This is a genomic window from Desulfoluna butyratoxydans (assembly GCF_900699765.1).
GTDB lineage: Bacteria > Desulfobacterota > Desulfobacteria > Desulfobacterales > Desulfolunaceae > Desulfoluna > Desulfoluna butyratoxydans.
This window is the reverse complement of record NZ_CAADHO010000009.1, coordinates 157,207-169,896: the sequence shown is the minus strand read 5'-3', so window position 1 is coordinate 169,896 and position 12,690 is coordinate 157,207. Positions and strand designations below refer to the sequence as shown.

Genomic DNA, 12,690 nt, shown 5'->3' with positions numbered 1-12,690 from the left:
CCATGGCACAAAAAACAGACCTGTCCATCATCGTCGTCTCCTTCAACACCTGCGAACTGACCCGGAAGTGCCTGGCCTGCGTGCGGGACCACGGCGGAGAGGTCAGGCGCGAAATCATCGTGGTGGACAACGCCTCCACCGACGGCTCCCCGGAGATGATCGAGGCCGAATTCCCGGAGGTCACCCTCATCCGGCTGCCCGTCAACGTGGGCTTTGCAGGGGGCAACAACCCGGGCATGAAAAGGGCTTCGGGGCGCTACATCCTGCTGCTCAACTCCGATGCCTTCATCGAAGACGGCGTCCTTGAAAAAACCATGGCCTACATGGACGCCAACCCCCGCACCGGAATCCTGGGATGCCGCCTCACCAACCCGGACGGCACCCTGCAGCCCTCGGCACGGAGCCTGCCTGGGCCCATCAACAAATTCTTCCACATTTCAGGGCTTGCCGCGCGATTTCCAGCATCCCGCATTTTCGGCAAAGTGGACTACACCTGGTGGGACCACAGCACCCCCCGCAAGGTGGGCTGGGTGGTGGGGGCCTTCTTCCTCATCCGCAGGCGAACCATGGAGACCATCGGCTTTCTGGACGACGGCTACTTCCTCTACTTTGAGGAGATCGACTACTGCCTGGCCGCCCAGAGGGCTTACTGGGACGTCGTCTTCTACCCCCACGCCTCAGTGGTCCACATCGGGGGGCAGAGCACCCTCAAGACCCCCGGGCGTATCTCCACCCACGGACGCCAGAGCCTTGCCATCCGCATCGCCAGCGAGTGCAGGTATTACCAGAAATGCTACGGCCGGATGCGCCTTTTGGCCGCCATGGCCGTGGAGTACCTCTGGAACGGCCTGATCCGCCTGAAACACACCCTTTCTCCCACACGGGAGTCGCCGCAGAAAAAAGCCGATGCCGCGGCCATCATGGAGCTGATCCTCAATCAGTTGAGACGCCCTTTCAAACCTTAAAAGAAACATCCGGGTTCCCTGAGCGTTACCCGACCCAAGCCATAAACACACGTTTTAAGGATACCATCATGAACCATATGACACGTTGCGCCATCCTGGGCCTGCTCCTGCTGGCCCTGCCCACCCCAAGCCCGGCCAAGGAGTCTCCTATCCAGTCCTTTGCCAGGCCCTTCGGCCTGGACATCGCGGGCCCCGTCATGCGGGCCGCCTCCGATGAGCGTTCCACCCTCTTTCAAACCGACGTCCTGCCCTCCATGAACGCATGGATCAACACCAACCTGGGGGAAAACGTCACCATCAACGACACCACGAGCATCGCCCTGGATCCCTCAAACCTCGCCATTTCCACCGAATCTGAGGCCCGGATTTACTTCGTGGGCGAAGGGGCAGGGTACAAAAACACCCTGGGTTACAATACCGAAGGGAGCGGCATCAGCTCCGGGGACCCCCAACTCATCTTCCCCGACGCCACCAGCCGCATCTCCTCCTACGACCCGGGCCCGGGAAGCTCCGAATCCCGGAGCCGCTGGTACCCCCTGTATCCCGGAGACTTCGTGGACATAGGGAACCTTGAGGCCAACACCCAGCTCGACTTTTTCCTCATCGCCAACGGCGCCAGGGGCGGCACCATGACCTACTCCACGGACACCTCCATCAACCCCGACGGCATCGACCACGTGGTGGCCTACGCCATGCCCTCCAGCCCCTACCTCCTCGTGGGGTTTGAAGACCTGTACGGCGGCGGAGACCGGGACTTCAACGACCTGCTCTTTGCCGTGGACATCGGAACGGCCAACGTGGCGGCCCTGGCCTCTGTCCCGGAGCCCGCCACCCTCCTGACCCTTGTCTCGTTCCTGATCATAGCCTTCACCGTCCACCGCAAAAAGCAGGCCGCCTGACCACAACCCGATGCACCCCGTCAGCATGGCCGGTCCCGTAAATTCGTGCGAGACCAGGGACAGCGAGCCCCCATCACCCTTTTGCCTGTTGCGTAAAGCCTTTCACACGGAGGCGTCATGAAAAAACGAAACACAGTGATCTCTGTCGTTGGTGTCCTTGTCCTTCTGATCATCCTGGTGGGACTCGGCAGCGCTGTCTGGCGCAGCCACGCGCAGGAGAAACGGACCACCGAGACCCTGAAACGGGCCGAAGCCCTCCTCACCGAAGAGAAGCCCCTGGAGGCCCTGGCCATGATGCGGCGCGTCCTGCCCCAGGACTCGGACAGCCTGCAGGAGCAAAAGGCCACCCTGGAAATCAGGGCCCACCTCGCCATGCGAAACGTCCCGAGGCTCCTGCACCTGTACGACCGACACCCCCACCTCTTTCTGCCCCATGAGGAGGCGGCCCTCTTTGTCTGCCGGGCCCTGCTCCAGACGGGCAACAAAGAGCCCTACGATGCCCTCCGCAAGGGCTGGAAGGGCCGGGAAACCAATGCCGGGGCCTGGCTGGCCCTGGACGTGGACGCCCTTCTGGTGGAAGGAAAACGGGACGCCGCCCTTGCCCTGCTCAACGAAGAACGCCCCGATGTGGACACCGAAACAGTCCGGCTGATTCGCCTGGCCCTTCTCAGCGCCCCGGACCATTTGGAAGAGGCCTGGGGCTACCTGGAAGAGGCCTCCCTGCTGGCCCCTTACAACAGCGACATCCGCCTCTTCCGCGCCCAGATCCTGGAGCAGCTCGAAAAACCGGCCGAGGCGCGGGTGGAATATGTGGCGGCCCACCTCGCCGAACCGGACAACCCACGGGTCAGGGACCAGCTGGCCGAATTCTACCGACGCCAGGGCAACCCGAACCTGGCCCTGGCCACCTGGGAAGCGGGCCTGAGCCCGACGGCTCCGGGCTATCTCTGGCTCAAGGCCATGTTCTGGAGTCGCATGGTCACCCCCCTGGACCGGGACTGGACCCAGGCCACCTACCCGGAGGAGCGTCTTACCCCCCTTCTGGTCTGGTTCGGCAACCTGCCTGCCACAAGCCTGTGGAGCAACGAAACCTTTTTCCAGATCCCCGATCGCAACCTCTTCCTCTCCACCCGCCAGGAGCTCTTCTGGATGCGGGTGGTGGACCACCTTGCCCGTGACCAGGAAAACCAGGCTCTGCTCCTGCTGGAACGAAACCCCTTTAAAGCCCGCTCCTGGAACCCGGAAATAGAAGAAGCCCTGGTGGCGGCCCTGCGGTTTCGAAAATGGAGCACCTTCCCCCGAGAGCCCATGGGGTCGCTGTCCGCCGACAGCCCACATCCCCTGTTCCGTCAACTGGGCAGCGACACCGCCGAGCCCTCTCCTGAGCTGGCGGCTCTCATCAAGAGCCCGGAAGCATTCTCCGCCATCTTCCTTGCCGGTGGCTGGCTGGAGGCGGCCCTTCTCCTTCACCGCATGCCTGAGATTCCCGAAAATTTTCCGGGCTGGGTCGCCTACGGCCTGACCCAGGCCATCCGTTACAACCGAAGCACCGAAGAGGCCTTAGCCTTTGCCGCCAGGCAACCCCAGAGCCCGGCACTCACCGTCCTGACCGGTGAGCTGCTCTTGTCTGAAAACCGAACCGACGACGCCATGGAACGCCTGACCGAACTGGCAAAAGCCCCTTCGGATGCGGGATTTCGTGCAGCCTGGCTCAAAACCATGGTCCATCTGGACCGGGGAGAAATTGAGGCGGCCGAACAGACCCTCTCCGACCAGCCGAGCCTTGCCGGGAGCCTTACCGGCCAGGAACTCCTGGCACGCATCGCCATTGCCAAAGGCGACCCCGAACAAGCCACACGCCTCTACACCGAGGTGATGACGGAATCAGCCGAAGCCAAAGTGTGGCTTGCCAGACAGGCCTTTGCAGACAAACGCTGGGATGAGGCGCGTCGCCTCACCACCGAGCTCAACGCCCTTTATCCCGACAGCCTTCAGTTCCGGGCAAACCTCGCCGCCATTGCGGAGGCCGAAGGAAAAAGCGATGAGGTAGAGCCATGAACCGACCTCGCACCCGCCCTGTCATTCCCATGCTCCTGGCCCTCTGTTTTGTCCTGATCTGGCTCCAGGACACAGGGTGGGCTCAGTCCTTCTCGGACACCGTGCCCGTCCTGGCTGCCCTGCCCCTGTTTTACTGGCTGGGCAGGCCCTGGCAGCTTTCCGGGGATCCGTCACCTCCGTCAAGTCCCTTTCTTCTTGTGGGTATTGCCCTTTTTGCCCTTGGGCTTATCACCGGAGTCGCCCTGTTTCCCGCCCTGGGCTGGACAGCCTTTCTCTGGAGCTGGCTCTCTCCCCGCCTTGACCCGTCAGCCCGGCGCAGGGTGATGAAACTCATGCCCCTTCCCATCATGGCCTTTCCCTGGCTCCTGCTGGACGGACGCCCCGTGGGGTGGTGGTTCCGCCTGAGCGGTGCCGAAGCCACCGAGGGGGTCTTCACCCTCCTGCAGCTGGATGTCCTCCGCCAGGGAACCCGGCTCCTCGTGGAAAATCTTCCCGTGGATGTGGCCCCGGCCTGCTCCGGCCTCAACACCCTCCAGGCCATGCTCATTGCCGGCATCGCCCTGGCCTATCTGGAGTTGGGCGCAACCCGTCTCTACTGGGTCGCCCTGCCCCTGCTCGTGGTGGCGGCCTGGGCGGCCAACACCCTGCGCATCATCGCCATCACCGGAACAGCCCTGGCCTTCGACCCGGAAACCGCCATGGGCGTCTTCCATACCCTGGGCGGGTGGCTGGTCCTGATGGTGATGTTCCTGCTCTGCTTTGGAACGTTTCGCTTCCTGGCAACCCATGCGCCCCTGGCTGCCGGGGAAGGCGCCCCATGAAACAGCCCCCCGATGCGTCAGGTACCGCCAAGGACAACGGGCTCTGGGACCTCCTCGTTCGCCTGCGCCTCGCCGAGGCCACGGTCTTTGCCTACTGCCTGTGGCACGCACGGGACCTGCTTGCCGCCTGGCAGCGAAGCCCCCATGATCGCCTAGGCTGGCTGGCCCTGTTTATCTGGGGCCTCCCCATCCTCTGCCGGGGCCGTCACCTGGAAAAGGGCCGACCGCTGGGCCAGCCCCATCTCCTTGCCCTGGGTCTTTTTCTCTCCTTCATCGGGGAACTCGGTTCCCTCAACCTTCTCAACCACCTGGGACTGGCCTCGGCCCTTGCGGGCCTTGTGGGCCTCACCCCCCGGCAGCTCCCCTGGGTCGTGGCCGCCATCAGCTGGATGCCTCTGCTGGGATGGGTGGGCAGCCATCTGTTTCCTTTCATGGTCCTGCCCATGCGACTGGCCCTTGCAACGGCAGGGACCGGTTTCTTTTTCCTTTCCCCGGCCCCCCCACCGGAGGCTGCGCCGTGTCCAACCTGACCCGTATTCTCCTTGTTCTGGCCGTTGTCATCGCCCTGGCCTTCGGCCTGGCCTCGGCAAAACACGCCCACCGGGAGCAGCCCTCCCGCCTGGACCATCTGCCCATCAACGGATCCGGGTATGCAGGAAGGGACCTCTCCCTCACACCGACGGAGCAGTCGGTCTTCGGCAATGCCCGTGTGGTCAAGCGGCTTTATCACTTCGGCAGGTTCCCCTTTGTGCTCATGGCCATCGACGGCTCCAGGTACCGTCACGCAGTCCACGACCCCACCTACTGCTTCCGGGGCATGGGCTGGGAGGTGGCGCACCGCAGCCCCATCCCCATGGAAGGGGGAGAGGCATGCCTGCTCACCCTTGCAAGGGACGGAAAAAAACGGCGGGTCCTTTACTGGTTCACCAACGGGGCCACACGCCACAGCTCCGTGGTCCGGTACTGGATCCAGACAACCCTGAGACGCCTTACCTTCGGCCTTTCCGGACCGGAACCCCTCTTCGTCGTCATTCAGCCCGCAGGGGATTCAGCGCCCCCGTGGCACCGGGTCATCCATCATTTCGGGCCGGTCCATGACCTCTGATAAAAACGTCTCCACATCCACCGACATGCCAGAAAAGCCTATGCGCATCAAAAAATTCAGCGAATGGCAGATTCTCAGCAAAATCATGGCCATCTCCATCATCAGCGTCGCCCTGCTGGTCCTGGTCATCCTGGGTTATTTCATGCCCCTTGCGGAGAAAAAAATGCTCGCCGAAAAAAAAGAGGGGCTCAAAAACGTCGTGGATACCACCTTCGGCATGTTCCAGGAGTATGCGGACCTCATCAGGGAGGGAAAAATCAGCAAAACAGAGGCGAAAAAACAGTTTGCCCGACGCCTCAGGCCCCTTCGATTCAGTGAAAACAGTTATTTCTGGATCAATGACGTTGACTCCACCATGGTGATGCACCCCATCATGCCGGAACTTGAGGGAAAAAACCTCAACGACCGGAAAGACACCAAAGGCAACCTCCTGTTTCAGGACTTCCTGCGGGTCAGCAAGGCAAACGGTGCCGGATACGTGGACTACATGTGGGCCAAGGCAGGAAAAGAGAAGCCGGTTCCCAAGCTTTCCTATGTCCGGCTCTACGAACCCTGGGGCTGGATCCTCGGCAGCGGCATCTACATCGATGATGTCTACGAAGACATCAACCAGCTGCGCCTCTTCCTGCTGACCAGTGTTGTCCTGTTCGCAACCCTCACCATCACCCTTGCGGTTTTCATCGGCACCGGCATTACCCGCCCGCTCCAAAAGGTCATCGAAGGGCTTCAGGACATTGCCGGGGGCAAGGGGCGTGCCGGTCTCACCAAACGCATCGCCATCACCTCCATCGATGAAATCGGCATGCTCTCCACGGAGTTCAACAGCCTCATGGACGCCATCAACAGCCTGGCGGTCTTTAAAAACGTCATTGAAGAAGACGACTCCCTGGAGGAGGTTTACCAGAGGCTCGGTGACCTGTTCACGCAGACCATCGGCATCCCCCGCTGCTTTATCTTTCAGGTGGTCAGTTCAAAGAGCAAACTGGAGCTGACCTACCCCGGCCCCTTTGACAGGGAGGAGATGGTGTGTGCCCAGCAGATCCTGGATGACAATTCGCTCTGCAAGGCAAAGCGCACCGGTCACCTGATCACCTCCACCCACTTTCCCGCCGTGTGCAGGCAGTTCGATCCCCAGGCAGAAGAGCACCACTACTGCATTCCCATTGTGGTGGGCGGCGCCACCGTTGCCGTGGTGCAGCTTCTCTTCCCGGAACCCATCGGCCAGGAGGAGATCAAAGAGAGGGAGACAAAACTCTTCAAGGCAGAGCAGTACATCAACGAATCCCTTGCGGTCATCGAAACCAAACGGCTGATGAACTCCCTTCAGGACGCGGCCCTCATCGACCCCCTCACCGGGCTTTACAACAGGCGCTACCTTCAGGAATACACGGAAAAAATCGTGGCGGGCGTCCTGAGGCGGGGAAAAAACATCGGGCTGATCATGTGCGATCTCGATTACTTCAAGCAGGTCAACGACACATACGGCCACCACGCAGGGGACCTCGTCCTGCAGGAGACCGCCAAAACCATCGCTCAAAGTGTCCGGGACTCAGATATCGTCATCCGTTTTGGCGGCGAGGAGTTCCTGGTGGTCCTCCTTGACATCAACGACGGCGAGAGCATCGACATTGCGGAAAAAATCCGGTTGAAGGTCCAGCAGGTGAAGTTCCGGCTCCCCGATGGTGTCATTCAAAAAACCATCAGCCTCGGCGCAAGCGAATTTCCCAAGGACACGGACACGCTGTGGAGCTGCATCAAATATGCAGATGTGGCGCTCTACCGGGCCAAGGAAGAGGGTCGCAACCGGTGTATCCGGTTTCTCGCGGAGATGTGGACAGAGGACCAGATCTGACAACAGGCCCATGCCGTGGCGGAACCAGAAGGACATGCCCCATGAAATTCACCCAGAAAATCATGCATATGACGCGCAGGTTGAGACTCCTGGCCGACAAGGGGTATTACCCGGCCTACCTGAGGCACCAGGGGGTGCGCATCGGCAAAGACGCCGTGATCCTCTACCCGTCTTACATCGACGGCCGCATGCCCTACCTTGTGGAGATCGGGGACAACGTGGTCATCAGCCTCAATGTCACCATCCTGACCCATGACGCCACCAGCGCCTGGGCCGGTGACCTCATCAAGGTGGGACGGGTCACCATAAAAGACCATTGCTTCATCGGAGCCGGGAGCACCATCCTCTGCAACACCACCATCGGACCCAATGCCATCGTGGGTGCAGGCTCCGTGGTGAGCCGGGACATCCCGCCGGACACGGTCTACGCAGGCAGCCCGGCCCGGTTTGTCTGCTCCATGGAGGAGTTCACCCGCAAGAGCCGAGAGGCCGCAACGCACCGCCCCCTTATGGAGGGACGCCATTTTCAGCACCCCTATATCCCCCAACAGCAGAGGGACGCCCTGAAACAAAGCCTGGACGAGGGGTTCGGGTATTTCTGTGCGAGGTTGCCGGATACAAAAGAGGCTAAGGGCTAAGGGCTAAGGGCTAAGGGCTAAGGGCTAAGGGCTAAGGGCTAAGGGCTAAGGGCTAAGGGCTAAGGGCTAAGGGAAAATAGCGGGATAGCCGGAGCTGTCAAGGAAAACCGCACGAACCCGACACAGGCGGAATATCATGTTTGACAACATCCGGGCGGACCTTGCCGCCCACAAGGGAGACTGGGGATCCCAGGGTTTCTGGGCCATGGTCATCTACCGTTTCGGGAGGTGGCGATACACCATCGGCAACCGCTGGCTGAGGATGCCCTTCTCCCTGCTCTACAAAATCGCCTTCAAGGCCGTTCAGGTGGTGGCGGGCATTGAGCTGCCCTGCGAGGTCAACGTAGGCAAAGGGTTCCGCATCGACCATTTCGGCGGGGTGGTGGTCAGCGGGTTCGCCTCCTTCGGAGACCATTGCGTCATCCGCAACGGGGTCACCGTGGGGCTGCGGCGCACCGACGAGCCCGCGGCCCCGTCCATCGGAAACCATGTGGATATCGGCACCGGAGCCAAGGTACTTGGTGCCATCACCATCGGCGATCATGTGGAGATCGGAGCCAACGCCGTGGTCATCCGGGATGTGCCCTCCCACGCCATTGCCGTGGGAATACCCGCCCGCATCATCAAAAAAGGAGGCACCACATGACCCGTCCCCTCCCCAACATCGGTGTGGTGATTATCGGCATCAACGTCTCCCGGTATATCGACGGATGCATCCGCTCGGTGCTCTCCTGCGACTATCCCGCAGAGAAACTGGAGATCATCTATGTGGACGGCGGCTCCGACGACGGGAGCCCGGAGCTGGCCGAAACCTTTGAGGCCGTCAAGGTGATCCGGCTGGACCACCCCCACCCCACACCGGGCCGCGGACGAAACGCGGGATGGCGGGCATCCTCCGCGCCCCTGATCCAGTTCATGGATGCGGACACCACCCTGGAGCCGGGCTGGTTCCGGGCGGCCCTGCCGCACCTGAAGGACCGGACCCCTTGTGTCTGCGGATTCAGGCGGGAACGCCATCCGAAACGCAACAGGTACCACCTCCTCACCGAGATGGAGTGGGGCTACGAAGAGGGGCCCTGCCGCTACTTCGGCGGTGAGGTGCTCCTCTACCGATATGCCCTGGAAGAGACCGGCGGGTTTGATGAGGAGCTCGTGGCCGGAGAGGACCCCGAGCTGAGTCGCCGAATTCGCAAAACAGGCTGGGAAATCCTGCGGCTTGCCGCCCCCATGAGTACCCACGACATCAACATGAGCACCTTCGGGCAATACCTCAGGCGAGCCTATCGAAGCGGCCACGCCTACGCCGAGATCGGCCTGAAGTTTGCCGCCAGCTCCGACCCCCTCTGGCTGCGGGAACTCCTTCGGATCTCGGTACGGGGAGGGCTTCCACCGGCTCTCATGGCAACGGGCCTTCTTACCGGGTATCCCCTTATGGGCCTTGCCGCGGCCCTGCTCATTGCCGCCAAGCCATTTTATACCCTGAACCGCATTGCCCGCAGGTTCCGCTGTTCCATGCCCCAGGCCCTTGTCTATGCCGGTCACTCTGCCTTTGTGGTCTTTCCCCAGTTTGCCGGGGTCATCCGCTACCTTGCGGGCCGCCTCCTGGGCCGCCCCCTGCACAACACCCGCGGCTGACCCCCACTCACCACTCACCTCTCACCACTCACTATTCACTGTTCACCATTAACCAACCAAAGGTCACCATGCACCCCACCGACACCGTCCTGATTTTAGGAATCCCCCTGGACAACCTCACCATGGAGGAGACTGTCGACCGTATCCATGGCATGGTTGCCGCCTACCGCGGCGACGGGAAACCCAGGCTCGTCGCCACGGTCAACGTGGATTTTCTCGTCAACACCCTCAGCTGGTTTTCCGACGCACCCCGCCACCCCGAGCTCCTGGGTATCCTCCAGCACGCCGACCTCGTCACCGCCGACGGCATGCCCCTGGTCTGGGCCAGCCGCCTTCTGGGCAACCCCTTGAAGGAGAGGGTCACCGGGGCCGACCTCGTTCCCAAGCTGGCCCTTGCCTCCCCCGGAAAAAAACTCTCTCTCTATTTTCTTGGGGGACGTGGCGAGGTGGCCAGACAAGCCGCCGAATGCCTGAAAAAGAAAAACCCCGGCATGATCATTGCCGGGGTGGACTCGCCCTTTGTCCACATTGAAGGGGAAAAGCTGGCCGAGGCCGATGAGGACGACACCGAGGTCATCGAGCGCATCAATGAAGCCGAACCGGACATTTTGCTGGTGGCCTTCGGAAACCCCAAGCAGGAGGCGTGGTTCCACCGCAATCGCCATCGCCTCAAGGCGGCCGTCACCATCGGCATCGGTGGCACCTTCGAGTTCATCACCGGCAGCGTATCCCGGGCACCGGTGTGGATGCAGAACGCCGGGCTCGAGTGGGTGTACCGCTTCATCCAGGACCCCAAGCGCCTCTGGAAACGCTACATCATCGGCCTGTTGAAATTCTCCGTGATGGTCCTGCCCATCATCATACAGGACCGATGGAAACGACTCCGGATGGGAGGCCCGAAAAGCGACGCGTCCGAGCCCCCGGCGCCCCAGGGAGATACCCCCCTTAAAAACGAACTCAACGTGGTGCCCCTGCCCAACGAACTCGACGCATCGGTGGTGGCCGAGCTGAAGCAACAGCAGGAAGAGTGGCTGGCCCACGGCAACGGCCTGGTCCTTGATTTCCGCAATGTCCGGTTCATCGACTCGTCGGGGTTGGGGTTTCTTCTGGGCCTCTGGAAAAAAGGCTCTGCCAGGTACGCGGGGTTTCACATGGCCGGGGTGCAGCCCCCTGTGATGAAAACCCTCAAGCTCAACCGGGTGGCGTCCCTGCTCTCTGAGCACATGGTGGACGACCTCGAGGAGATCGTAAACTCCCAGCAGTCACCGGCCCTGCACCGACCGTTTTACCATACCCTGACATCCTCGAAAAAAGCCCGTGAACTCCAGCTCTACGGAGCCCTGGACGCAGCGCAGATGCAGGGATTCGACACCAAAAGGCTTCTAAAAGCCGTGGCCTCCCGCCACCTCATCATGGACCTGACCCACCTCAACTTTGTGGACAGCACGGGCCTTGTTCTTCTGCTCAAAATAAAAAAAACCGTTGCGTCATCCGGCCACACCTGTCTTACTTGTGGTGCCAATACACATGTTACCCAAATGCTCCGTGTCACGAGACTGGACCATTTTTTCCCCTCTCTGCAGGACATCCGGAAGGCAAGGGCCGTCCTGGATGAAACCATCCTCTCCTGAGACCGTACTCCGGGCCCTGCACCCCGGGACCCCAGCCTGAAAACACAGCGCCCTCTCACAGGCGGCAGTCCTGTCTGTCCCGCCTTAACCACGCATGCAAGGAGGTGCCATGTCCATCATCACAATATCCAGGTCGTTCTGCAGCAAAGGGAGTCTTGTTGCGGAAAGAATCGCCGCCGCCATGGGGTATGACTGCATCTCGCGGGAGATCCTCCTGGAGGCATCCGAACAGTTCAACGTCCCGGAGATCAAGCTGGCCCGGGCCATCCACGACGGGCCGTCCGTGTACGACCGGTTCTCCCACGGCAAGGAGTGCTACATCGCGTTCATCAAAGCGGCCCTGCTCAACCGCCTTAAAAAAGGAAACGTCGTCTACCACGGGCTGGCCGGACATTTTTTTGTCCAGGACATTCCCCACATCCTGAAGATACGCCTCCTTTCGGACATGCAGACACGCATCGCCGATGAGATGGCCCGGGAACAGGTCACCGAGGAGATCGCACGTAAACGGATCGCAAAGGATGACAAAGAACGCTGCAACTGGAGCCACCACCTGTACAAAATAGACACCCGGGACCCCGAACTCTATGACTTAAGCATCAACCTGAGGCATGTCTCCGTGGAAGATTGCGTCACCATCATCCGAAACACCGCTGACCTGGCCTACTTCCGGGAATCCGGCGAAACAAAAAACCGGTTGGAAAACCTGGCCTTGGCCGCTACGGTCCGGGCTTCCCTTGTGAATCGGTATTACAACGCCGAGGTGACCACCCGAGAAGGAAGCGTGGTCATCAAACTGCCCGACCCGGTGACCAAGGTCGACAAGACAAAGGAAGAGATCAGGGCCCTCCTGACGGAGATCAAAGGCATCAAGGACATCTACATGGACATCAAGTCCAGCTCCATGCCGCGGACAGCCATGCACAAATAAGCGCGGAAAAACCACCGAGCCCGGGTATTTCATGCAAAAGGGTGCAACCGACTCGTGAAATATCCCGGCGAGGAGACCCGCCGTTTGCAGGGCGCTGAAAAAAAGCGAAAATTTTCCATTGAAATTACCGTGTTCCGCGCCTATGATGCGCCCCT

Annotated in this window: 12 protein-coding genes; all 12 read left to right on the top strand. The window is 61.0% G+C overall.

Annotated features, from left to right (window positions below):
• Window positions 1-2: 2 nt before the first annotated feature.
• The 12 genes from MSL71_RS20870 (at window position 3) to MSL71_RS20815 (ending at window position 12,535) form a co-directional block, all read left to right on the top strand.
• A complete protein-coding gene (locus MSL71_RS20870; protein WP_180144285.1) occupies window positions 3-965 on the top strand; it encodes a glycosyltransferase family 2 protein in 963 nt (320 codons plus the stop codon).
• 68 nt (window positions 966-1,033) lie between these two features.
• Window positions 1,034-1,864, top strand: a complete 831-nt coding sequence (locus MSL71_RS20865) for a DUF4114 domain-containing protein (RefSeq protein ID WP_180144283.1) — start codon at window positions 1,034-1,036, stop codon at window positions 1,862-1,864.
• A 117-nt stretch (window positions 1,865-1,981) separates the two neighbouring features.
• Complete coding sequence (locus MSL71_RS20860) at window positions 1,982-3,922, top strand: tetratricopeptide repeat protein (protein WP_180144281.1); 1,941 nt, start codon at window positions 1,982-1,984, stop codon at window positions 3,920-3,922.
• Window positions 3,919-4,743 carry an exosortase/archaeosortase family protein gene (locus MSL71_RS20855; protein WP_180144279.1) on the top strand — a complete coding sequence of 275 codons (825 nt, stop codon included), beginning with the start codon at window positions 3,919-3,921 and terminating at the stop codon, window positions 4,741-4,743. Before MSL71_RS20860 ends, MSL71_RS20855 begins: the two co-directional genes overlap by 4 nt.
• Window positions 4,740-5,273: a hypothetical protein gene (locus MSL71_RS20850; RefSeq protein ID WP_180144277.1), complete on the top strand. Its 534-nt coding sequence runs from the start codon at window positions 4,740-4,742 to the stop codon at window positions 5,271-5,273. The genes MSL71_RS20855 and MSL71_RS20850 overlap by 4 nt, the downstream gene beginning before the upstream one ends.
• Window positions 5,261-5,848 (top strand): exosortase-associated EpsI family protein, encoded by a 588-nt coding sequence (locus tag MSL71_RS20845; RefSeq protein WP_180144274.1) that lies wholly within the window; start codon window positions 5,261-5,263, stop codon window positions 5,846-5,848. Before MSL71_RS20850 ends, MSL71_RS20845 begins: the two co-directional genes overlap by 13 nt.
• Window positions 5,838-7,700, top strand: a complete 1,863-nt coding sequence (locus MSL71_RS20840; protein WP_180144271.1) for a diguanylate cyclase — start codon at window positions 5,838-5,840, stop codon at window positions 7,698-7,700. Before MSL71_RS20845 ends, MSL71_RS20840 begins: the two co-directional genes overlap by 11 nt.
• A gap of 41 nt (window positions 7,701-7,741) precedes the next feature.
• Window positions 7,742-8,338, top strand: coding sequence for an acyltransferase (locus MSL71_RS20835; protein ID WP_180144260.1), 597 nt, complete (start codon window positions 7,742-7,744; stop codon window positions 8,336-8,338).
• Between the two features lie 136 nt (window positions 8,339-8,474).
• Complete coding sequence (locus MSL71_RS20830) at window positions 8,475-8,984, top strand: serine O-acetyltransferase (RefSeq protein ID WP_180144257.1); 510 nt, start codon at window positions 8,475-8,477, stop codon at window positions 8,982-8,984.
• Window positions 8,981-9,973 (top strand): glycosyltransferase family 2 protein, encoded by a 993-nt coding sequence (locus MSL71_RS20825; RefSeq protein ID WP_180144254.1) that lies wholly within the window; start codon window positions 8,981-8,983, stop codon window positions 9,971-9,973. Before MSL71_RS20830 ends, MSL71_RS20825 begins: the two co-directional genes overlap by 4 nt.
• 68 nt (window positions 9,974-10,041) lie before the next feature.
• On the top strand, window positions 10,042-11,604 hold the full coding sequence (locus MSL71_RS20820) for a WecB/TagA/CpsF family glycosyltransferase (protein WP_180144252.1): 1,563 nt from the start codon (window positions 10,042-10,044) through the stop codon (window positions 11,602-11,604).
• 109 nt (window positions 11,605-11,713) lie between these two features.
• Entirely contained in the window at window positions 11,714-12,535 is an 822-nt protein-coding gene (locus MSL71_RS20815) for a cytidylate kinase-like family protein (RefSeq protein ID WP_180144248.1), read from the top strand.
• Window positions 12,536-12,690 lie beyond the last annotated feature (155 nt).